The sequence below is a fragment of the Actinomycetospora chibensis genome, assembly GCF_028737215.1.
Classification (GTDB): Bacteria; Actinomycetota; Actinomycetes; order Mycobacteriales; family Pseudonocardiaceae; genus Actinomycetospora; species Actinomycetospora chibensis.
The window spans coordinates 34,731-55,070 of the sequence record NZ_JAQZAM010000025.1 but is presented as its reverse complement, the minus strand read 5'-3'; the positions used below and the strand labels follow the sequence as shown (position 1 = coordinate 55,070).

Below are 20,340 nucleotides of genomic sequence, written 5' to 3'. Positions count from 1 at the left end.
GCGCGGGCGTCAGGGACGCGGCCCGTACGCGTCGAGGAAGCGGTCACGGAAGGTGTCCATGCGCCATACGGGCGCGCCCGGGTCCGGGGTGAGGCCGTCCGACCACCCCCAGTCGTCCACGGCGGCGAGCACGGCCGGGTCGCGGCTGACGATCGAGATCGGGACGTCCCGGTTCGCCGTCGGTCCCGTGACCGCGGGCGAGGGCTGGTGGTCACCCAGGACGACGAGGACGGGCGCGCGGTCGGGACGCGCCGTGGCCTGGCGCTCGGCCCAGGCGTAGACCGTCGAGAGCGTGTACTCGATCGACCGCCGGTAGTCGTCCCGGACCTCGGCCGAGTTCGTCGTGAAGATCGACTGGAACGAGCGTTGCGGCTCCTCGGGGCCGAACACGCTGCCGTCGCCGACCGCCTCCCACGGCACGGTGCGCGGCAGCGGCGCCCACGGTCCGTGGCTCGAGGTCAGGACGAGCTCGGCCATCGTCGGGGGCGCCCCGGGGCCGCGCTCGAGGCGGTCGAACGCGGAGAACAGGTACTGGTCGGGCATCGGCGACCAGCTGAACCGCGGGCCCCGGTACCCGAGGTCGTCGTGGGTGTAGGCGCGGTCGAGGCCGAAGAACGCGGCCTCCGGCCAGGGGCCCGTGGTGCCGGGCTGGACGGCGACGGTGCGCCAGCCGGCCTCGTGGAAGGCGCGCGAGAGCGTGAGCCGGCTCGACGACGTCAGGTCGGTGTGGCGCTGCTCGCCGTCGATCCACAGCCCCGAGAGCAGCGTGGCGTGCGCGAGCCAGCTGCCACCGCCGGCGACGGGGGAGGTCAGCACGCCCGTACGCGCGCCGTACCCGACGGCCCCGAGGCGCTGCTCGCCGCCGGCGACCACCGCCCGGACGGGGCCCGCCATCGCGGGGTCGTCGAGGGCGGACAGGCCGTAGCTCTCGACCGCGACGATCACCACGTCGCGCCCGCGCAGCGCGGTGAGCAGGCGGTCGCCGGGCACGTCGCGGTAGGCGTCGACCGAGGCCTCGCGCTCGAACGCCCGCTGGTCGCGCACGCCGTCCCCGATCGCGACGGCCCGGTCGACGGCGCGGATGGAGACGTCGCGCGAGGCCACCGGCACGCCCGGCAGGAGCTGCGCCGAGAGCGTCCAGGCCACCATCCAGGCCACGGCGAGCGCGCCGGCGAGCCGCAGCGCGCCGGACCGGTGGTCGGCGGCGATCCGCGCGAGCCGGGCGACCGCGCCGCCCGTGCCGACCAGCAGCGCGACCCCGAGCAGCCCCACGAGCACCGCCATGACGACGCCGACGACGGGACCGGACGTCTCGGCGACGAAGTCGTAGGCGTTGCCGAGCAGCACCGCGTCGCGCGCCGGGTCGAACGGCCGCGCGATCGCGACGGAGAAGCCGAGGTCGAACAGCGTCAGCACCAGCATCAGACCGAGCACGACGCCGGCGGTCCACGCGGCCACGAGCCGGGCCCAGCGCGGCAGGAGGACGGCCACGACGAGCGCGACGAGGATCTCGAACGGGATGCGGAGGCCGGACTGCGGCACGAGGCGCGCGATGTCTCCGGGGGTGAGCAGCGCGACGAGCACCAGCAGCGCGGCGAGCGCCGTCACCACGGCGGCGAGGCCGCGGCGGACGCGGACGGGGTGGGTGTCGGCGCCGCGCCAGAGCCGGACGACGTCGCGGCCGAACGACCACAGGAGCGCGAGGAGGGCGACCCCGACGAGCACCTGCGCGGCCACGAGCGGCAGCAGCTCCGAAGCCGCGACGACCAGCACGATGCCCTGCGCGGCCGCCACGACCTTGCCGGAGAACTTCGTCTCGAGCTCCCCGCCCAGCCACGGGAGCACGACGCCCGCGGCGACGAACAGGTAGCGCGCGAGCCCGATGAGCAGCACCCAGTTCCCGAGCTGGCCCGCGACGTGCCAGGAGAGCACCAGCAGCAGGAACGCGTCGAGCTCCATGTCGAAGCGCGCGCCGAACTCCGAGGTCACGTTGCGGCGCCGCGCGACCTGGCCGTCGACCCCGTCGAGCAGGAGCGCGACGCCCGCGAGCACCACGAGCGCGGGCGTCGACACCGGATCGGCGACGAGCGCGGTGACGCCGACGACGAGCACGCCGCGGGCCAGGGTCACCCGTCCCGCCGGGCCCAGGGCCGGCACGCCGGCGCCGACGAGCACCGCGACGAGCGCCGCGGCCGCCGCCGCCCCGACGACGAGACCGAAAGGGCCGAGCCCGAACCCCTCGGCGAGCACCCCGAGCAGGCCCGCACTCGCCAGCGCGCCGCCGACGAGCTCGACGGTCAGGATCGGGGACGGGCCGTGCTCGCTCTGCACGCGTGCCAGCATGGCCGCCTCGTGATCGTCGCGGGGTGAGGAGGGTCGTCCATGACCGGCACGACACGGGCGTTCCGGGTCGAATCACCCGGCCGGGCGAGCATCGTCGAGGTCCCGCTGCCCGATCCGGGGCCCGACGACGTCGTCGTCCGCACCCTGTACTCCGCCGTGAGCCGCGGCACCGAGACGCTGGTGTTCCGCGGCGAGGTGCCCTCGAGCCAGCACGAGCGCATGCGCGCGCCCTTCCAGTCCGGCGACTTCCCGGGCCCCGTGATCTACGGCTACCTCGCGGTGGGTGTGGTCGAGGAGGGGCCCGGCCCCGGGCGGACCGTGTTCTGCCTGCACCCCCACCAGGAGCGCTTCCGCGTGCCGGCGTCGATGGTGGTCGAGGTGCCGGACGGCGTCCCGCCCGAGCGTGCGGTGCTCGCCGGCACCGTCGAGACCGCGGTCAACGCCCTCTGGGACGCCGCGCCACGCGTGGGCGACCGCATCGCCGTGGTCGGCGCCGGGATGGTCGGGGCGTCGGTGGCGGGGGTGCTCGCGACGTTCCCCGGGGTGCGCGTCGAGCTCGTCGACGTCGACGGATCCCGGCGCGCGGTGGCCGACGCGCTGGGCGTCGGGTTCGCGACCCCGGACGCCGCGACGGGGGAGTGCGACCTCGTGCTGCACGCCAGCGCCACCGAGGCCGGGCTCGCGCGGTCGCTGGAGCTCCTCGGCGACGAGGGCGAGGTGATCGAGATGTCGTGGTTCGGCGAGCGCGCGCCCCGCGTGCCGCTGGGCGAGGCCTTCCACTCGCGGCGCCTTGCGATCCGCGCCAGCCAGGTGGGCCAGGTCGCCCCGGCCCGCCGGCCCCGGTGGAGTCTCCGCGACCGCCTCGCGCTCGCCCTGCGCCTGCTCGCCGACCCGCGCTTCGACGCGCTGATCACCGACACCTGCGCGTTCGACGACCTCCCGGACGTGCTCCCGGCCCTCGCCGCCGGCGAGCGCCCGGGCCTGGGGGTGCGCGTTCGCTACTGACCCGTGGTGACGAACCCCCTCTCGGCGTGCTCCGCCGGATGCTCGCTGCTCCTATGCGCCAGAACTCCGGGTTCGTAGGCTGCGGTCCATGCCGCGCTACGAGTTCCGCTGCCGGACCTGCGCGTCGACCTTCGAGGTCGACCGGCCGATGAGCGCGGCGAGCGACCCGGCCCCCTGCCCCACCGGTCACGACGACACGGTGAAGCTGCTGAACACCGTCGGCCTCGGCGGCAAGGCCCGGACGGCCCAGCCGACCGGCACGCCGCGGGCCATGGCCTCGCCTCCGGGTGGCGGTGGCGGCGGCTGCTGCGGCGGAGCGTGCGGCTGCGGTTAGGCGCTCTCGACGACCGCGCGTCGAGCGGCCGTCACCGGTTCGGCCCAACCCCGGTCCGTTTGACGACATGGACGTTGCCTACAGTCACGTGGCCAGGTTCTCTGTGTCGGTGAGCACCAGGCAGGGCGGCGTCGCCGTCACCCTCCGCCGTCAGGCTCCGCCGTTCCGTCCTCGGGAGACCGTCATGTCCGTGACCACCTCGTCGGCGGCCTCCACGGGTCGCGTCCCCCGGCCGGTGCGCGTGATCTCCCGCATCCCGGACGCGCCGGTGCCCCAGGTCCGCTCGCTGCCGGTCGCCGCGCCGTCGTCCCCCGAGGTCTCCTGGCGCGGGCGCCTGATCGGCGACCTGTGGCTCTTCCTCGCCGTGCTCGCCGTGGGCGTGACCGTCGCGGTGGTCGCCGCGCTGGTCTGACCGGGCTGATGTGATGGGGCGCGTACCCGTCGACGAGGAGTCCGCATGTTCGCCGTCACCGTCCGCGACCACATCATGATCGCCCACAGCTTCACCGGGGCGGTGTTCGGGCCGGCGCAGGCGCTGCACGGCGCGACCTTCGTCGTCGACGCGACGTTCCGGCGGGCCGAGCTCGACGCCGACAACATCGTCGTCGACATCGGCCGGGCCACCGAGGAGCTGCACACGGCCCTCGCCGACCTCACCTACCGCAACCTCGACGAGCACCCGGACTTCGCGGGCGTCAACACGACCACCGAGTACCTCGCGAAGGTCATCGCCGAGCGCCTCGGCGCCCGCGCGGGCGACGGAAGCCTGGGCGAGGGCGGCCGGAGCCTCGCGAGCATCGCCGTGACCCTGCACGAGTCCCACGTGGCGTCGGCGAGCTTCGAGCTGACGCTCTCGTGAGTGCGTGTCCGTGCCGGGGCACGGACACGCACTCCCGAGTCACTGCCGGATCTGCACCTCGTCGCCGATGTCGAGGGCCGCGAACACCGCGCGGGCGTCCTCGACCTCGAGGTGGATGCACCCGTGCGAGGTACCGGCCGTGTCGCCGCTGTGGAACGCCCGGCCCTCGTCGTCGAAGAAGATCGAGTACGGCATCGGCGCGTCCCGGTTCTCCTGGCTGACGTGGTGGCGCTCCTTGCGCTGCACCGTCGTCGTCCCGGTGGGCGTCGGGTCCGCGGGCGAGCCGGACGTGATCGTCATCGCGTCACCGGTGGCGACGCCGTCGTCGGCGAGCCACGCCTTGTTCTCGCTGAGGTCGACGCAGACGTCGGCGGTGTCGGTGCAGGGGACGGCGTCGCCCTGACCCACCGCGGACGGGGCGGGAGCGGTGGGTGCTGCCAGCGCGAGGGGCGAGGCCCCCACGGCGCTGACGGCGGCCAGTCCGATCGGTGCGAGGACCGCTCGCGCGGTGCGGGCACGGTCGGACGTCCGGCGGTGCCGGGCCATCGGGGACTCCAAGTCGTCGGGGTCGACGGTCGGCCGTGGTGGATCGGCGGGGACCGTCTCACGACGGTGTCCCGGGCGATCGTCATGGGGGAGCCCACGGCGTCGGTCGCCACCCGGGTAACCCGCATCCCGACGGTCGACGCGTCGACGGCACGCTTTCCCTCCCGCTCGATCGGGTGACGACCGCGCGTTCACACCCGGCTCAGGCTGCCGGCGGATGATGAACCTCCGTGCGGAGATCGGTGGCCCTCGGATCGCGACTCGTGGGGATCGCGGTGATCGGCGGCCTGCTGCTCGCCGGTCTCGCGTACCCCGTCGTCGGAGGTCTGGGGCACCTCGCGGGGCAGGCCGTCGGCGGCGTCGAGGCGACGACGCCCGGGGTGCTGACCGGGCAGATGCCCTCGGTCACGACGATCACCGACGACGCCGGCGCGCCGATCGCCTACCTCTACGACCAGGACCGCCAGGTCGTGGCGTCGGATCGGATCTCGACGGCCATGAAGGCGGCGATCGTCGCGATCGAGGACCGCCGCTTCTTCGTGGAGTCCGGGCTCGACGCCCGCGGGGTGGTGCGGGCGCTCGTGAACAACAGCACCGGCGGCGCGACCCAGGGCGCCTCGACGCTCACCGAGCAGTACGTCAAGAACTACGACGAGTACGTCGCGGCGCGGACGCCGGCGGAGCAGCTGCGCGCGACGGCGCCGGACCTCGGGCGGAAGGTGCGCGAGGCGGAGGTCGCCGAGCAGCTCGACCACGGCGTGCCCAAGGCCCAGATCCTCACCTGGTACCTCAACGTCGTCTCCTTCGGGAACCAGGCGTTCGGGGTCCAGGCCGCCGCCCGCACCTACTTCGACACCACCGCCGACCGCCTGACCGTGCCGCAGGCGGCGCTCCTGGCCGGCATGGTGCAGAGCCCGGCCCAGGACGACCCGGTGCGCCACCCCGCGGCCGCAACGGCGCGGCGCAACGTGGTGATCGATCAGATGGCGCAGCAGGGCGCCATCACCCCCGCGCAGGCCGCCGAGGCCACCGCGGCGCCCCTCGGCGTCGGCCCGGCGCTGCACGGCCCCACGGAGGGCTGCCTCGGCGCGGGCGACGCGGGGTTCTTCTGCTCGTACGTCCTCGACGACCTCGCCCGCAGCGGGATCAGCGCCGACGAGCTGCGGCGCGGCGGCTACACCGTGCGCACGACGATGAACCGCGCCGCGACGGAGCAGGCCAAGTCCGCCGTCGACGCCGAGGTGCCATCCACCCAGCCGCACGTCGCCGACGTGCTCTCGATCGTCGCGCCGGGGGCGGACGCCCACCGTGTCACCGCGATGGTCGCCAACCGCGGCTACGGGCTCGACGCGTCGCAGCAGCAGACCACCTACGACCTGCCCGGCACGCCCGAGAACCTCGGCGCGGGGTCGGTCTACAAGATCTTCACCTCGTCCGCCTACCTCGCGCAGGGCGGGGGGATCGACACCGTGATCCCGGTCCCCGGCAACGGCTACGCCTCACCGCTGACCCCGGGCTTCGTCGTGTCCAACGACGGCGACTATCCGCCGCAGATGACCCTGCAGGACGCCCTCGCGCAGTCGCCGAACACCGCCTTCGTCAAGCTCGAGGAGACCACCGGGATCGCGCCGGTGGTCGACATGGCGGTCCGGCTGGGGATGCGGTCGCTCGCCGAGTCGCCCGGCCCGGGACAGCCGTCGATCGCGGACACGGTCACGGCGCAGAACCAGGCGTCGTTCACCCTCGGCGTCGCGCCGACCAGCTCGCTCGAGCTCGCCAACGTCGGCGCGACGCTCGCGAGCCACGGCGTCTGGTGCCCGCCCAGCCCCGTCACCTCGGTGACGGACGAGACCGGGCGGGCGGTGCCGGTGCACGAGGCGGCGTGCGAGCAGGCGGTGCCGGGACCCCTGGCCGACACCGAGATGACCGGGCTGTCGAAGGACGACCAGCCCGGCGGGACCTCGGCCGCCGCGGCGGCGGCGGCCGGCTGGAACCGGCCGATCGCCGCCAAGACCGGCACCACCCAGACCTCGGAGTCGGCCGCGTTCGTCGCCGCGACACCGTCGCTCGCGGCGGCGGCGATCACGTTCGACGACTCGTCGTCGCCGCGCCCGATCTGCACCGGCGCGCCCCCGACGTCGTGCGGGACGGGCAACCTCTTCGGCGGGACCACGCCCGCCCGGACCTGGTACCGCGCCGTGACGCCGATCCTCGGGAGCGGCCCGGTCCAGCCGTTGCCCACGCCCGACCCGCGGTTCGTCACCGGCGGGCGGCTGACGACGATCCCGTCGGTGATCGGCGAGCCCGCCGATCAGGCGACCGCGGCGCTGCGGGGCGCGGGCTTCGCGGTGGCGGTGGCGCCGGTCGACAGCCGGGCCCCGGCCGGCACGGTGGTCGGGGAGGACCCGATCGGCGGGGCCGTCGAGGGACAGACGGTGACGCTGACGACCTCCTCGGGTCGCCTCACCCCGCCGCCGGGTCCCCCGCGCTGAGGTGGGGCTGCGCCCCATGTGAGCACTTTCGGGTGCTCCAGCACCCGAAAGTGCTCACATGCGCGGAGCGCACCCTCGGCATGCTGGGGCGGTGCGCGCGGTGACCTTCGTGAGACCGGTGGCGGACCCCGCCCTCGTCAGCGGGGGTGACGTCTACGACGCGCGGCTCATCGAGGGGCTGCGTGCCGACGGGGTGGCCGTGCGCGACGCGCAGGTCGCGGGCACCTGGCCGCGACCCGACGACGCGGCCCGCCGGGAGCTCGACGCGGTGCTCGCCGACGGCGACGGCCCGGTGCTGCTCGACGGGCTGGTGGCGTGCGGGGTGCCGGAGATCGTCGTCCCGCGCGCCGCGCGCCGCCCCCTCGCGGTGCTCGTGCACCTGCCCCTCGGCGAGGAGGCGCCCGACCTCGACGCCGGCGATGGCGCGGTGCTGCGCGCCGCCGGGGCCGTTCTCGCGACGAGTCCCTGGGCGGCGCGGCGCCTCCACGCGCGCCACGGCCTCGACGGGGTCGCCGTCGCCGTCCCCGGCGTCGACCCCGCCCCGCTCGCCACCGGCACCGACGGCGCGCACCGCCTGCTCTGCCTCGGCGCCGTGACGCCCACCAAGGGGCAGGACCTGCTCGTCGAGGCCCTCGCCACGCTTCCGGAGCACCCGTGGACCCTCGACCTCGTCGGCCCCACCCGGCGCGCCCCCACCTTCGTCGCCGACCTGCGTGCCAGCATCACCCGGCACGGTCTGGGAGACCGGATCCGTCACCCCGGACCCCTCTCCGGCGTTGACCTGGACAGGACCTGGGACGCGACCGATCTCCTCGTCGCGCCCTCGCGGGTCGAGACGTACGGGATGGTGGTGACGGAGGCGCTCGCGCGGGGCATCCCCGTCATGGCGAGCGACGCCGGCGGGCTGCCCGAGACCCTCGACGGCGCCGGAATCTTAGTTTCTGCTGAGGATGTTCCCGCACTCGTCGCAGGACTACACCGCTGGTTCGCCGATCATGCGCATCGCAATGGGCGACAGATCTCAGCGAGATCTCGGCGTTGCACTCTTTCGACGTGGACGCAGACCTCGCAACGGGTGCAGCAGGTGCTGACGGATCTGCGCGCCCCGAGCTGAGCGGGGGACTCCCCGGCCCCCGCCACCCCGCCCCGGGCCACACCCGGCCCGGCGCCCCCGCGGCGCCCGACTGGCTCGCCCTGCGCGAGCCCGCCGACGCCGAGGCCCGCGCGGTCGATCTCGTCGAGGACCTCCGCGCCGGTCACCCTGCCGTCGGGCGGATCCTCGACCTCGGCTCCGGCACGGGGTCGATGGCGCGCTGGCTCGCGCCCCGCCTGCCCGGCCCGCAGCACTGGGTGCTCGCCGACCGCGACCCCGACCTGCTCGCCCACGCCGCCGCGAACCTCCCCGCCCGGGCCCGCGACCGCTCGCCCGTGACCGCCGAGACCCGCGCGGTCGACATCACCACGCTCACCGCCGACGACCTCGCCGGGATCGACCTGGTCACCGCGTCGGCCCTGCTCGACGTGCTCACCGCCGAGGAGGTCGAGGCCGTCGCCGCCGCGTGCGTCGGCGCCGGTTGCGCCGCGCTGCTGACGCTCAGCGTGGTCGGCCAGGTCCGCCTCGAGCCCGCGGAGGCGCGCGACGTCTCCATGGCCGCGGCCTTCGACGCCCACCAGCAGCGGGTCGTCGACGGCCGCCGGCTGCTCGGCCCCTCCGCCCCGGACGTCGCGGAGCGGGCCTTCGCCCGCCGCGGCGCCCACGTCGTCTCCCGGACCAGCCCCTGGCAGCTCGGGCTCGACGACGTCGACCTCGCCGTCGCCTGGCTGCACGGCTGGGTGTCGGCGGCCGTCGCGCAGGACCCCGACCTTGCGCGGCACGCCGACGCCTACCTCGACCGACGCCTCGAGGCCGCCGAGCAGGGCCGGCTGCGCGTCCACGTCGGCCACCTCGACCTGCTGGCCCTGCCCTGACACCCCCTGCCTGACACCCCTACCCCGAACCCGCACCACCCGCTCGACCTCGGACCACCCGCTCCCCAGCTCCCCACTGGACTGATTCGACGTGACGCTCCCCGCGCCCGTGACCTGCTCGACCCCGCCCCCGACGATCGACGTCCCCGTTCCCCGCACCAGCCCCGAGACCGCCGCCCCTCATTCTCCGAAGGCGATTCCCGCACCCCGCCGGATGCCTAGCCTCGGCACCGTGATCCGCCTCGTCGTCGGCCTCGGCCTCCCCGTCCTGCTCGTCGTGCGCCTGGGCGCCGGCGGCGTGGTCGAGGCGCTCGCCGGGATCTCCGGGCCGGTGGTCGCCGCCGCGCTCCTGCTCGGCGCGCTCACCACCGTCGCCGGCGCCGCCCGCTGGTGCGTCGTCGCCCGCGGCGTCGGGCTGACGCTGCCGCTGGGCGATGCCACCGCCGACGCGTACCGCGCGACGCTGCTCAACTCGCTGCTGCCCGCCGGCGTGCTCGGCGACGTGCACCGCGCCGTGCGTCACCACCGTCCCGGCGACGGACGCGGCGCGCGCGCCGTGGTGATCGAGCGTGTCGCCGGCCAGGTCGTGGTCGTCGCCGTCGGCGCCGCCGTGCTGTTCGCGCAGCCCGCCGTGGTGCACGCCGTCGTCGGCCCCGGGCTCGGCTTCGTCGCGGCCGGCGTGGTCCTCCTCGTCGCCGGCGTCGTCGGCTGGCTCTGGACCGCCCGCCGCGCGGCGCGGTGGCGCCTCGGGCTCGTCGCGGCGATGCGCGACGTCCGCGAGGGCCTCGGCCGGTGGCGCACCGCGCCCGCCGTCGTCCTGCTCTCGCTGGTGGCGCTCGCCGGGCTGCTCGCGCTGTTCGTCGTCGCCGCCCGCACGGCCGGGGTCACCGCCCCCCTGGGGCAGCTGCTCCCGCTCCTCACCGTGGCGCTCCTGGCGATGTCGGTGCCCCTGACGGTCGGCGGCTGGGGCCCGCGGGAGGCGGTGGCGGCCGTCGCCTTCGCCGCCGTCGGCCTCGCCCCGGGCCAGGGGCTCGCGACGGCCGTCGTCTACGGCGTCCTCGCCCTGATCTCGTGCGCTCCGGGCGCCCTGGTGCTGCTCGCGGACGCTGCTCGTCGCCCGAATGCGCACCGGATCGCCACTCGGGCGGCACTACCGTGGCGTAGGTGCTCACCCTCGTCCGCCATGGTCAGAGTGAGGCCAACGCCCGCGGGGTGATGTGCGGGCGGGCCGACCCGCCGCTCACCGAGACCGGACGGCGGCAGGCCCGCGCCCTCGCCGCAGGGCTCCCGCGGCCGACGCGGCTGGTGACCAGCCCGCTCGTCCGGGCCCGCGAGACCGCGGTGCTCCTCGGTGCCGAGGTGCCCGTCGAGGTCGACACGCGGTGGACCGAGATGGACTACGGCGAGCTCGACGGCCAACCCATGACGGCCCTCGACGGCGACGCCTGGCACGCCTGGCGCTCCGACCCCGAGCACGTGCCGGCCGGAGGCGAGTCGCTCGTGGCGGTGCGGGACCGCGTGGCCGCCGCGTGCGCCGACCTGGCGGCGGAGGCGGCGGAGGGCGAGGTGGTGGTGGTCAGCCACGTCTCGCCGATCAAGGCGGCGATCAGCTGGGCCCTCGGGGTCGGCATCGAGATCGCGTGGCGGATGTTCCTCGTCGACGCCGCGGTGTGCCGCATCGACACGAGCGGACCGGTGCCGCTGCTGCTCGCCGTCAACGACGCGGGCCCGCTGCACGCGGGGACGGAGCACGCAGGGACGGAGCACGCGGGCACGGTGCTACCGGCCTGACGGTCCGGTCCCGGGGTGTCAGCCCCGCGAGTGCCGACCCGGCACCGTGGTCGGGACCAGGGTCGTCGCGGCGGTCCGCAGACGACCGAGATAGTCCGCAGCGCTCAGCGCCACCGGACGGATGAGCACGACGGGGTCGCCGGTGCTGCGGCCGGGCTGTGGAGCCGAGTGCTTGGACATGGGACCCCCCGAGGGTGCTGAGCCGGCTCCCCGCCGGCGCTCGATCCGATTCTCGTCCATGAGACACGGATCGTTAGCTCGATCACGGTGACGCGCGCGATTCTACCCCGATCGGGTGATGTGTATGGGCGGCGAACGAACCCTCCGTTCGTGTGCGCGTCTCACCCCGGGTGGTGGTCGCTCGGTCGAGAGCGATCGGCGACCATGGCCGATTCCCCAACGGTGAGGACTTCGCTGTGCAGGACAACTCGAGCGCCGGCACGACGCTCACGCGCTACGCCCGATTCGCCAGGACGACGCTGGAGTCGGGGACCTTCATCCCGACGATGCGCTCCGTCGGCAAGCGAGCACTGTCGACGTCGCACTCCTACGGACTCAAGCGGGACCTGGTGGCCCCCCACGAGACGCCCGTCGCGAAGATCCCGATCTCGGTGCGCGCCATGCGCGACGACGACGTCGAGCACATCCTCGACATCCACGCCGAGGTCGACACCGCCGAGCGCTGGGAGCGGCAGACCCGTGGTCGCCTCCTGGACCAGGGCATCGGCAGCCCCTACGTGGCGGTCAACTCCGACGACGAGCCCTGCTACGTGCAGTGGCTGTTCTCCGCCGACGACAACGATGACGTGCAGTCGTTCTTCCACGGCATCTTCCCCGTGCTCGGCCCCGACGAGGCGCTGCTCGAGGGCGCGTTCACGCCGGTGCGCCACCAGGGCAAGCGGATCATGAGCGCCGGCATGTCGATGATCGCGGAGAAGGCCACCGACCTCGGGGCGCGCTACGTCGTCACGTTCGTCGGCACCGACAACATCGCGAGCCTCAAGGGCTGCGAGCGGGCCGGTTTCCTGCCCTACGTCGACCGCCTCGAGAAGAGGCTCGCGGGCCGGCGGCGCATGGAGTTCCAGGAGATGGACGCCGCCCGCGTCGAGGAGACGCGGGTGCTCAAGCCCTAGCGGCGGGTCGCGGGAGCTGACGCCCCGGTGGCCCCGCTCCGGGGCGCCGGGACGCTCAGCTCGTCGCACCGCGGGACGGCTCGCGGTCGCCGGGGCCCGGCCTCGCGCCAGGCTCGCACCTTCTGCTGGTCGAGCGTGCCGTGTCGCGCCATGTCGACGACGGGCGCGAGCGCCCATCCCAGAGCGGCTCCGACCAGGACCCCCACGGCCACCGCCGGTCCTCGCCCGCACTTCGCCATCGTCGGCACTCCCCCCGGAGACCTCGCACCCCACGTGCTGTGAGCATCGTGGGGGAGGGCTCCGGCCCGCGGGGCCGACGAGACCGAACTGTGAGGCTCGGCCTCAGCGCTGCGTGGCCCAGGTTCGCTCGTCGACCGTGCCGTGGACGGCCATGCTCGCCCAGGGGGCGATCAGCCACGCCGCCGCACCGGCCGTCGCACCGGCCACGGCCGTCAGGATCATCGTCATCGCAGGCAACCCCCGTCGTCCTCGAACGTCTACGGGCTCTGTCGGCGGGGCCGGGACCGTCGTTACGCGCCGGACGGGCGATGTATGGAAGCCCTCGCGTTCGCCCGATCAGACCGATGTCACTGCTGCTCGAGGAACCACTGATAGGTCGAGGCCAGGCCCTCGGCGAGGCCGATGGTCGGCGTCCAGCCCAGCGACTGCAGGCGGGAGACGTCGAGGAGCTTGCGCGGCGTGCCGTCGGGGCGGGAGGTGTCGTAGACGATGTCGCCGGTGAACCCGACGGTGTCGGCGACGAGCGACGCGAGGTCGGCGATCGGGACGTCCTCGCCGACGCCGACGTTGATCGGCGACGGGTCGTCGTAGCGCTCGAGCAGGTGCAGGCACGCGGCGGCGAGGTCGTCGGTGTGGAGGAACTCGCGGCGCGGCGTCCCGGTGCCCCACACGGTCACGGTCGGCGCCCCGGACACGCGGGCCTCGTGGAACTTGCGCATGAGCGCGGGCAGCACGTGGGACTTCTCGAGGTCGAAGTTGTCGCCCGGCCCGTACAGGTTCGTGGGCATCGCGGAGATCCACGACCGGCCGTACTCGCGGCGGTACGACTGCACGCCCATGATCCCGGCGATCTTCGCGATCGCGTACGCGTCGTTGGTGGGTTCGAGCGGGCCGGTGAGCAGCGAGTCCTCGCGGATCGGCTGGTCGGCGAACTTCGGGTAGATGCACGACGAGCCGAGCAGCAGCAGGCGGCCGACACCGACGCGGTGCGCGGCATCGAGCAGGTTGGCCTGAATGCGCAGGTTGTCGTGGAGGAACTCGACGGGCTCGGCCGCATTCGCCGCGATCCCCCCGACGCGCGCGGCGGCGTCGACCACGACGGCCGGCCGGGTCTCCTCGAGGAAGCGGGCGGTGGCGTCGGCGTCGCGCAGGTCGACCTGCGCCGAGCGCACTCCGACGACGTCGGTGAAGCCCGCGGCGCGCAGATGACGCGCGACGGCGGAGCCGACGAGCCCCGACGAGCCGGCGACGAGCACGCGCGCGTCACGGGGTAGCGGCCGGCCGATCTCCCAGCCGGCGAGCGGGTCGGTCATGAGAGTTCCCCCTGGGGTGCGCGGGAGTCGGGTGAGGACCTTCACCCAGCGCTGGTGGTCGAGTCGATGAGATCCTGCGGGCTACCGGGGGCGACGCGCACGCCACCCCCTCATCGACGACTTCGACCCTCCTCCCCGAGGTCGTCCTCGCCCAGCGTCGCTGTGGCGGCTTCGGTACGTAGTGCGCGCCTCCTCCTTCCGCAGCCCTCGGGGCTGTGGGTGGATGAGGAGTCCACAACCGGGCGATCAGGGGAGCCGACGATGGCGGCGATCGACAATCCGTACTACAGCCACGAGTTCCACGGGGACTACGACCTCGTCAGCATCGGACGTCTGGATCTCGAGGAGGGCGGGTCGATCCCCGACTGCCACCTCGCGGTCGCGACGTTCGGGACCCTCAGCGAGGCCAAGGACAACGCGATCTTCGTGTCCACCTGGTACTCGGGCACCCACCAGATCTTCCGCGAGCAGTACATCGGCGAGGGCCACGCGCTCGACCCGTCGAAGTACTTCATCGTGATCATCGATCAGATCGGCAACGGTCTGTCGACCTCACCGCACAATGCCAACGGGGCCAACGCCGCACTCTCGATGTCGGCGTTCCCGAAGGTCCGCATCGGTGACGACGTCGTTGCGCAGGAGCGGTTGCTACGCGAGCACTTCGGGATCGAGACCCTGCAGCTGGTCACCGGCGGGTCGATGGGCGCGCAGCAGACCTACGAGTGGGCCGTGCGCTTCCCCGACAAGGTCAAGCGCGCCGCGCCCATCGCCGGCACCGCGCAGAACACCGACCACGACTTCCTCTACGTTCGGGTGCTGATGGAGGCGATCACCTCCGACCCGGGGTTCCACGGCGGCGAGTACACCTCGAACGCCGAGGTCCAGGCCGGGCTCGAGCGCCACGCCCGCATCTGGGGCGTCATGGGCTTCTCCACCGAGTTCTGGAAGCAGAAGGTCTACACCGGGCTCGGGTTCGAGGACATGGACGCGTTCCTCGCCGGCTTCCTGCAGCCCTACTTCACGGCGATGGACCCGAACGACCTGCTCGCGATGATGTGGAAGTGGCAGCGCGGCGACGTCGCCCGCCACACCGGTGGCGACCTGGCCGCCGCGCTCGGCCGGATCACGGCGAAGACCTTCGTCCTGCCGATCGACGAGGACATGTTCTTCCCGATCCGTGACCACGTCACCGAGCAGGCCCACATCAAGGGCTCCGAGCTGCGGGTCATCAACGACGTGCTCGGCCACCTCGGACTCTTCGCGGTGAATCCCGACTACATGCCGCAGATCGACGCCCAGCTCAAGGAGCTGCTCGACACTCCGGTGAGCTGACGGGTGCGGGGCGAACCGTGTCCCGAGGACACGGTTCGCTCGGGCCCCTCGCCTCGCCGCGTCAGACCAGCGCGTGCCGCCCGGAGCTGTGCTGGGGCATCGCGATCGGTGCGGTCGGCGGGTCGACGACGGCGGGACGACCCGCACGACCGGGCGGGGCGAGCGGGGGAGCGATCGGTGCGACGGGACGCGTCGGAACCAGCCCGACGCGGGCGTACGCAAGGAACAGCAGAGCGCTGACGACGGTGACGACGACCCACAGAATGCTGGTGTTCACCGGCACCCAGTTGTTGAGGCCGTGCAGCAGCGCCGGAACGCCGATCCCGATGCCGATCAGAGCGAAGAACGGGCCCGGCGCGCGGTAGTGGGCGGCGAGACCGACGAAGTAGCCGGCCACCCCGGACCACAGGGCGTGCGCGATTGGGTCGGTGACGAAACGCCAGACCAGGATCAGAGCGCTGTAGGTGCCCCCACCGCTGCTGCCCGTCGCGTAGTACACGGCCTCGACCGCGCCGAACACGAGCCCGCTCACCGCTCCGAGGAAGAGGGTGTCGCGGGGAACGAGGCCGAGCCGCCGCTGCGCCAGCACCACCAGGACGACGGGGAGCATCTTCGCGAGCTCTTCCGGTAGGCCCGCTCCGAAGATGCTTCCGGCGAGGTTGTCCATATCGCCGTCGACGAACTCCTCCATCGCGAGCGCGAGCGGAGCCTCCAGGACGAGCGCGAGGACGACGACTCCGAGGAGCAGGGACCCCTTGATCGCCTGGGGTCGGACGACGACCCAGAGGACCAGGAACCAGGCTGCGGCGAAGTAGGCGGCGAAGGTGGTCGCCTCACCGCCCACGCCCGAGGCGTCGCGGAAGAGGGCGAGCGCGGCCGGCGGCGTCGCGACGAGGGCGACGAACAACCACGTCGTCCAGGCGCGCAGGGCCGGGTGGCGCAGCCAGGCGCGGAAGGGAAAGAGGACCGACAGGTCGGGCAGGCGGGAGCCGGGCGGGGTCATCGGGGTCTCCGGGCAGCGGGTCGTGACGGCTCAGGAGCGGGGTTCGGTGGTGCCGGCCGGTCCGGCCGTGTGGGAGAGCTGCTTGGCGAAGCAGTCGTCGGCGGCAAAGCCCTGCGCGTCGCACCAGGCGTTGGCGCCGGCGGCGGTCGTGAAGCCCTGCCCGTACACCGCGACCCAGTAGTCGCTCTCGCGGTAGACCGACCAGTCGCCGGACCACAGCAGCCGCACGTTCGTGTGGCTCGCGACCAGGCCCTGGTAGTTCGCGTAGATCGACGACGCGTCGTAGGTGGTGCCGTTGTCGACGGTGCCGGGCTGCTTCGAGGAGAGTTGCGGCACCCACATCCCGTCGAAGCCCTCCATCGCGGTGCGGTCGGAGTCGACGATCGCCTGCAGCGTGCTCGTGCCGCCGCCGTCCCCGGTCGAGGAGGACGAGGACGACGAGGAGGACGGCGAGGAGTACACGGTGCTCGGGGCAGCGGTCACGGTGACCGGCGCCGGCGTCGTCACGACCGGGGTGCCCGCGGAGCTCGGGCGCAGCAGCACGACGGCCAGCGCGCCGATCACGGCGAGGACCACGATCGCCGCCGCGGCGACGATCCACAGCGCCGACGACGAGCGGGCCGGAGCAGCAGGCGCGGGCACCGGCGCCACCGGCATCGGCGCCACCGGCATCGAAGCCCGGGGCACCGGAGGCTGGGGCAGCGGCCGAACCACCGGTCGGACCATCTGGCGAGGCGCGGGCGGCGGGCCCCACGGCGCAGCGGGACGCGGAGCGCCCGCCCCGACCAGCACCTGCGGCGCCGGACGCCGCGCTCCGCAGGCGAGGCACATCGGCAGGTCCGCGATCAGGTCCGCGCCACAGCTGCACCGCTCGTTCACGTGATCATCCCCCGACGATCCGGGCCGAGGGAGCCGGCCCGATTGCCCACGACATCGCCCTGCCGGCGCCGTCGTTACGACCGGTCAGCTCGATTCAGCATGCGTCACCCGGACGAGTGGAGGGGGCGTAACGGCCGCGGTCGATCCGGCGACACCGGCGGCATCGGGCGCCACGACGGCGCCGGGTGACGTCGGGGAGACGATCATGAGCAGCAGCACCGAGCAGCGGCCCCACACCACGGGGCCGACGCCCACCGCCGAGGAGACGACCGTGGCGATCCCGCGGCCCACCGGCCCGTGGACGCCGCCGTACTACGCGCCGCCGGCCCCTCACCCCACGGCGCACGGCCGGCCCGCCCCGTCCTCCTGGTCGATGCCGCCCGCCGGTCCGGGCCCGATCGGACCCGGGACACCGACGCGACCCGGCATGCGCTGGGGCTGGGTCGTCATCGCGATCGTCGCGGCGATCGCGGCGGTGATGCTGATCGGCACCGTCGCGTCGAACAGCAGAACGATGACGGTGACGGGCACCGTGACGGTCTACGGCATGTCCGGCTACGTCTCGCCGGGCTCCTCCTGCACGGGCTCCGCCGTCAACGGCACCTCGGTGACGATCTACGACGCCTCCGGCGATCTCGTCGGCGCGACCTCGCTGACCGGGTACGGCATTGCGCGCAACACGTGGAGCACGTCGTACTACGGCTACTCCGACAGCTGCGAGTACTCGTTCACGATGCCCGACGTCGCGGCGACCGGCGACTACTTCCGGGTCAAGGCCGGGAGCGGTGCGGGCGACGGCGTCGGGTTCAGCCGCGAGCAGATCGAGTCGAGCGGCGCCGACATCACCCTTCGATAGACGTCAGGACGGCTGCTCGACCCGGCACAGCGTGCTCCGACCCTCGGCGTCGTGCCCGTACACCGCCCACAGCATCCGCGGGGTGACGAGGGCGTGGGGGACGGGGGAGCGCGGGTCGTCGAGCTCCTCGACCCTCCGCTCCAGCCTCCGCATGAGCGCACGCGGGACTGCCGGCCCTGCGTCCTCGCCGGCCTCGTGCGGCCGGGGTTGCGTCCCTATGTCCGCCGCAGCAGCAGATACCCGTAGTTCTGGTCGAGGTCGCTCTCGGGCACGAGCGTCATGCCCACCGGTCGCAGGCCCATGTCGTCCATCGCGGTCCAGAAGTGGTCGAGGCGGTAGGTCGTCATGTTCGCGTTGTGGAAGCGGTAGTTGCGACGTGGCGACCAGGTGCCGGTTGCGCCGGTGCTGTACTTGATCTGCACGAAGGCCAGGGCGCCGGGACGCAGCATCGTGGCCGCGAGGCGCATCAGCCGCAGGCCGTAGTCCGGGCTCGGGACGAGCTCGAGCACGTAGAGGCAGAGGAAGAGGTCGACGCTCCCGGCGGCGACGTCGTCGAGCACCGCGTCCGGCGCCGCGATGTCGACCACGACCTCGGTGACCGGGGTGTGGCAGTGGTCCTTGACGACGCGCGCGGCCTCGGCCGTGGAGTGGGGATTGATGTCGAGCGCGACGAAGCTCTCCGCCCGGGGCGCGAACCGCGCCGCGTTGGCGCCGCCCCCGACGCCCCACTCCAGCACCCGGCCGAGCTGCGGGCGTCCGCCGACCATGGCGGCGAGCTGGTCGAAGAGCGCGAGGTGGTCGGTCCCGATCTGGTCGAACCGGCCCTCGTCGACCCGTCGCCCGCCACACCAGTGGGAGTCGTCGAGCCAGCGCGGGTCGCTGCGATCGGCCCAGTAGTTCGCGGCGTCGGCGATCAGCCGTTCCTCGCTGTGGTGCACCCCGAGCGCGCTCATCAGCTGCTCGCTCTTCTCGCGCGTCCTGTCGTTGAGCCGATGGAGCCGACGTCGGATTCGTGAGAGCACGCTCCGCTCCGCCACCTGTGTGTCTTCCCCCATCGGGGGACAGTGACAGATCGTCGGCGACGCCGACTACTCTTCGCACTCGTTGAGATCAAAGGGTTACGCCGAACGAGCGTGAGAAGCGGACGACGGAGACACCTGTCCTCGGAGGCGTGACGCTGTGGTTCTCAGTGGGCCCGGAGCGAGGGCTGCTCGATGCGGCACAGCTCGTCGCGCCCGAAGACCTGCCACAGCATCCGCGGGGTGACGAGGCCGTGGGGGAGCGGGGAGTCGGGGTCGGGCAGGCCCGGCATCGGCCGGGGGTCGGGCAGGGCCTCCGGGGCGCGGGGCTTCTCGCCCGGGTCGGCCTCCTCGTCCCCGCGCACCCAGGAACTCACGCGGTCGACCATCCCGTCGAGCAGGTCGCCGATCGCCTTGCCGCCGGACTGGGCGATGGCCGTGGAGGCGTCGACGACGAAGTCCCAGTCGTCGGAGGAGAGGAGGGCGAGCATGGTCGCGGCAGACCGGTCGTCGGTGTCCTCGAGGTCGTCGACACGGCGCTGCAGACGCTCCATCACGGTCGAGGCCCACTCCGGCTCCTCGATGTCCCTGCGCAGGCCACGGGCCGGGGGCGGGGTGAACTCGGCGCGGGTGAAGCGTCGTCCGTAGGCGGTGGCCACGAGCTCGGCGCAGTAGAAGCTCGGTGATGTGGGGGTGGCCGCCCAGGAGGTCGCGACGTCACGGCAGGCGCGGTAGAGGCGGTCGCCGAGGTCGCGGTCGGTCGCCCACAGCTCCACCGACCGCAGGCCGGCGGCGACGTTGACGAGCTTGAGGAAGGAGAAGGCCCCCTCCTCGCCCGGCGTCGGCTCGAAGCGATCGAGGTAGTCGAGGGCCCGGGCGCGCAGGGCGTCCGGCATCGCGATGGTGTAGAAATCGCGACTCGGCCAGAACTTCTCGAACCTGTCCCACCGGATGCCGCCGACGTCGTACCGGAGGTTGTCGGCCAGGGCGCTGGCGATGCCGTTCGCCGGACCGTCGCGCTGGGGGCGTCCGTCCTCGTCGATGCTCACGGCGATCCCGGAGTGCGAGAGCACGGTGCCGTCGAAGCGCTCCATGAGTCGGCCGAGCGCCTCACCGGGTATCTGGGTGACGAGGAGTAGGTCTCCGGGCCGGACCTCGTCCTTGCTTCTGACCTCGAAGGACGTAATGTCCTGTGTCTCCGTCACTGTGAGTATCCCTGGGGGTTCG

At 73.6% G+C, this 20,340-nt stretch carries 23 protein-coding genes; 12 read left to right on the top strand and 11 right to left on the bottom strand.

Annotation, left to right across the window (positions count from 1 at the left end; genetic code table 11):
* Positions 1–9 precede the first annotated feature (9 nt).
* The gene (locus tag PH189_RS26975; protein WP_274191948.1) at positions 10–2,343 is read right to left on the bottom strand and encodes a CDP-alcohol phosphatidyltransferase family protein; all 2,334 of its coding nucleotides are present in this window, start codon (positions 2,341–2,343) and stop codon (positions 10–12) included.
* 39 nt (positions 2,344–2,382) lie between these two features.
* Here PH189_RS26975 and PH189_RS26970 point away from each other — a divergent pair, with 39 nt between their 5' ends.
* The 4 genes from PH189_RS26970 (at position 2,383) to PH189_RS26955 (ending at position 4,541) form a co-directional block, all read left to right on the top strand.
* Positions 2,383–3,348, top strand: coding sequence for a zinc-dependent alcohol dehydrogenase (locus PH189_RS26970; protein WP_274191947.1), 966 nt, complete (start codon positions 2,383–2,385; stop codon positions 3,346–3,348).
* Positions 3,349–3,436: 88 nt separating this feature from the next.
* Positions 3,437–3,682, top strand: coding sequence for an FmdB family zinc ribbon protein (locus tag PH189_RS26965; RefSeq protein ID WP_274191946.1), 246 nt, complete (start codon positions 3,437–3,439; stop codon positions 3,680–3,682).
* A 184-nt stretch (positions 3,683–3,866) separates the two neighbouring features.
* Positions 3,867–4,094 carry a hypothetical protein gene (locus tag PH189_RS26960; RefSeq protein ID WP_274191945.1) on the top strand — a complete coding sequence of 76 codons (228 nt, stop codon included), beginning with the start codon at positions 3,867–3,869 and terminating at the stop codon, positions 4,092–4,094.
* Positions 4,095–4,139: 45 nt separating this feature from the next.
* Positions 4,140–4,541, top strand: a complete 402-nt coding sequence (locus tag PH189_RS26955; RefSeq protein ID WP_274191944.1) for a 6-pyruvoyl trahydropterin synthase family protein — start codon at positions 4,140–4,142, stop codon at positions 4,539–4,541.
* A 39-nt stretch (positions 4,542–4,580) separates the two neighbouring features.
* Here the strand turns inward: PH189_RS26955 and PH189_RS26950 are convergent, their stop codons facing one another.
* Complete coding sequence (locus PH189_RS26950; protein ID WP_274191943.1) at positions 4,581–5,087, bottom strand: L,D-transpeptidase; 507 nt, start codon at positions 5,085–5,087, stop codon at positions 4,581–4,583.
* A 242-nt stretch (positions 5,088–5,329) separates the two neighbouring features.
* On the opposite strand from PH189_RS26950, the gene PH189_RS26945 reads away from it, so the two are divergent.
* The 5 genes from PH189_RS26945 to PH189_RS26925 all read left to right on the top strand — a co-directional run bounded on the left by PH189_RS26945 (position 5,330) and on the right by PH189_RS26925 (position 11,338).
* Positions 5,330–7,579 (top strand): transglycosylase domain-containing protein, encoded by a 2,250-nt coding sequence (locus PH189_RS26945; protein ID WP_274191942.1) that lies wholly within the window; start codon positions 5,330–5,332, stop codon positions 7,577–7,579.
* Positions 7,580–7,679: 100 nt separating this feature from the next.
* Positions 7,680–8,693, top strand: a complete 1,014-nt coding sequence (locus PH189_RS26940; RefSeq protein ID WP_274191941.1) for a glycosyltransferase family 4 protein — start codon at positions 7,680–7,682, stop codon at positions 8,691–8,693.
* Entirely contained in the window at positions 8,633–9,547 is a 915-nt protein-coding gene (locus tag PH189_RS26935; RefSeq protein ID WP_274191940.1) for a class I SAM-dependent methyltransferase, read from the top strand. The genes PH189_RS26940 and PH189_RS26935 overlap by 61 nt, the downstream gene beginning before the upstream one ends.
* Positions 9,548–9,779: 232 nt before the next feature.
* A complete protein-coding gene (locus PH189_RS26930; RefSeq protein WP_274191939.1) occupies positions 9,780–10,763 on the top strand; it encodes a lysylphosphatidylglycerol synthase transmembrane domain-containing protein in 984 nt (327 codons plus the stop codon).
* Positions 10,712–11,338 carry a histidine phosphatase family protein gene (locus tag PH189_RS26925; RefSeq protein ID WP_274191938.1) on the top strand — a complete coding sequence of 209 codons (627 nt, stop codon included), beginning with the start codon at positions 10,712–10,714 and terminating at the stop codon, positions 11,336–11,338. Before PH189_RS26930 ends, PH189_RS26925 begins: the two co-directional genes overlap by 52 nt.
* A gap of 18 nt (positions 11,339–11,356) precedes the next feature.
* Here the strand turns inward: PH189_RS26925 and PH189_RS26920 are convergent, their stop codons facing one another.
* A complete protein-coding gene (locus PH189_RS26920) occupies positions 11,357–11,518 on the bottom strand; it encodes a hypothetical protein (protein WP_274191937.1) in 162 nt (53 codons plus the stop codon).
* A 236-nt stretch (positions 11,519–11,754) separates the two neighbouring features.
* On the opposite strand from PH189_RS26920, the gene PH189_RS26915 reads away from it, so the two are divergent.
* Positions 11,755–12,471, top strand: a complete 717-nt coding sequence (locus PH189_RS26915) for a GNAT family N-acetyltransferase (RefSeq protein WP_274191936.1) — start codon at positions 11,755–11,757, stop codon at positions 12,469–12,471.
* On the opposite strand, the gene PH189_RS26910 is transcribed toward PH189_RS26915, so the two are convergent.
* The 3 genes from PH189_RS26910 to PH189_RS26900 form a co-directional block, all read right to left on the bottom strand.
* A complete protein-coding gene (locus PH189_RS26910; RefSeq protein WP_274191935.1) occupies positions 12,468–12,683 on the bottom strand; it encodes a hypothetical protein in 216 nt (71 codons plus the stop codon). The two genes, PH189_RS26915 and PH189_RS26910, sit on opposite strands and share 4 nt — an antisense overlap.
* A gap of 130 nt (positions 12,684–12,813) precedes the next feature.
* Positions 12,814–12,939, bottom strand: a complete 126-nt coding sequence (locus PH189_RS26905; RefSeq protein ID WP_274191934.1) for a hypothetical protein — start codon at positions 12,937–12,939, stop codon at positions 12,814–12,816.
* 119 nt (positions 12,940–13,058) lie between these two features.
* Positions 13,059–14,024, bottom strand: a complete 966-nt coding sequence (locus tag PH189_RS26900) for a GDP-L-fucose synthase family protein (RefSeq protein WP_274191933.1) — start codon at positions 14,022–14,024, stop codon at positions 13,059–13,061.
* A 261-nt stretch (positions 14,025–14,285) separates the two neighbouring features.
* Between PH189_RS26900 and PH189_RS26895 the strand changes: the two genes are divergently transcribed.
* Positions 14,286–15,356, top strand: coding sequence for an alpha/beta fold hydrolase (locus PH189_RS26895; protein WP_274191932.1), 1,071 nt, complete (start codon positions 14,286–14,288; stop codon positions 15,354–15,356).
* Positions 15,357–15,417: 61 nt separating this feature from the next.
* Here PH189_RS26895 and PH189_RS26890 read toward each other — a convergent pair whose 3' ends face one another.
* Complete coding sequence (locus tag PH189_RS26890; protein WP_274191931.1) at positions 15,418–16,359, bottom strand: PrsW family glutamic-type intramembrane protease; 942 nt, start codon at positions 16,357–16,359, stop codon at positions 15,418–15,420.
* Positions 16,360–16,389: 30 nt separating this feature from the next.
* Positions 16,390–17,016, bottom strand: coding sequence for a hypothetical protein (locus tag PH189_RS26885; protein WP_274191930.1), 627 nt, complete (start codon positions 17,014–17,016; stop codon positions 16,390–16,392).
* Between the two features lie 427 nt (positions 17,017–17,443).
* Here PH189_RS26885 and PH189_RS26880 point away from each other — a divergent pair, with 427 nt between their 5' ends.
* Positions 17,444–18,094: a hypothetical protein gene (locus PH189_RS26880; RefSeq protein ID WP_274191929.1), complete on the top strand. Its 651-nt coding sequence runs from the start codon at positions 17,444–17,446 to the stop codon at positions 18,092–18,094.
* A gap of 3 nt (positions 18,095–18,097) precedes the next feature.
* On the opposite strand, the gene PH189_RS26875 is transcribed toward PH189_RS26880, so the two are convergent.
* The 3 genes from PH189_RS26875 to PH189_RS26865 all read right to left on the bottom strand — a co-directional run bounded on the left by PH189_RS26875 (position 18,098) and on the right by PH189_RS26865 (position 20,318).
* Positions 18,098–18,247 (bottom strand): hypothetical protein, encoded by a 150-nt coding sequence (locus tag PH189_RS26875; RefSeq protein ID WP_274191928.1) that lies wholly within the window; start codon positions 18,245–18,247, stop codon positions 18,098–18,100.
* A gap of 62 nt (positions 18,248–18,309) precedes the next feature.
* Positions 18,310–19,047 (bottom strand): class I SAM-dependent methyltransferase, encoded by a 738-nt coding sequence (locus tag PH189_RS26870; RefSeq protein ID WP_274191927.1) that lies wholly within the window; start codon positions 19,045–19,047, stop codon positions 18,310–18,312.
* A gap of 233 nt (positions 19,048–19,280) precedes the next feature.
* On the bottom strand, positions 19,281–20,318 hold the full coding sequence (locus tag PH189_RS26865; RefSeq protein WP_274191926.1) for a hypothetical protein: 1,038 nt from the start codon (positions 20,316–20,318) through the stop codon (positions 19,281–19,283).
* Positions 20,319–20,340: the final 22 nt, after the last annotated feature.

Coding starts and splice junctions, on each gene's coding strand:
- PH189_RS26975 (WP_274191948.1), bottom strand. CDS start 2,343: ATGCTGGCACGCGTGCAGAGCGAGCACGGCCCGTCCCCGATCCTGACC.
- PH189_RS26970 (WP_274191947.1), top strand. CDS start 2,383: ATGACCGGCACGACACGGGCGTTCCGGGTCGAATCACCCGGCCGGGCG.
- PH189_RS26965 (WP_274191946.1), top strand. CDS start 3,437: ATGCCGCGCTACGAGTTCCGCTGCCGGACCTGCGCGTCGACCTTCGAG.
- PH189_RS26960 (WP_274191945.1), top strand. CDS start 3,867: ATGTCCGTGACCACCTCGTCGGCGGCCTCCACGGGTCGCGTCCCCCGG.
- PH189_RS26955 (WP_274191944.1), top strand. CDS start 4,140: ATGTTCGCCGTCACCGTCCGCGACCACATCATGATCGCCCACAGCTTC.
- PH189_RS26950 (WP_274191943.1), bottom strand. CDS start 5,087: ATGGCCCGGCACCGCCGGACGTCCGACCGTGCCCGCACCGCGCGAGCG.
- PH189_RS26920 (WP_274191937.1), bottom strand. CDS start 11,518: ATGTCCAAGCACTCGGCTCCACAGCCCGGCCGCAGCACCGGCGACCCC.
- PH189_RS26905 (WP_274191934.1), bottom strand. CDS start 12,939: ATGACGATGATCCTGACGGCCGTGGCCGGTGCGACGGCCGGTGCGGCG.
- PH189_RS26900 (WP_274191933.1), bottom strand. CDS start 14,024: ATGACCGACCCGCTCGCCGGCTGGGAGATCGGCCGGCCGCTACCCCGT.
- PH189_RS26895 (WP_274191932.1), top strand. CDS start 14,286: ATGGCGGCGATCGACAATCCGTACTACAGCCACGAGTTCCACGGGGAC.
- PH189_RS26890 (WP_274191931.1), bottom strand. CDS start 16,359: ATGACCCCGCCCGGCTCCCGCCTGCCCGACCTGTCGGTCCTCTTTCCC.
- PH189_RS26885 (WP_274191930.1), bottom strand. CDS start 17,016: ATGCCGGTGGCGCCGGTGCCCGCGCCTGCTGCTCCGGCCCGCTCGTCG.
- PH189_RS26880 (WP_274191929.1), top strand. CDS start 17,444: ATGAGCAGCAGCACCGAGCAGCGGCCCCACACCACGGGGCCGACGCCC.
- PH189_RS26875 (WP_274191928.1), bottom strand. CDS start 18,247: ATGCGGAGGCTGGAGCGGAGGGTCGAGGAGCTCGACGACCCGCGCTCC.
- PH189_RS26870 (WP_274191927.1), bottom strand. CDS start 19,047: ATGAGCGCGCTCGGGGTGCACCACAGCGAGGAACGGCTGATCGCCGAC.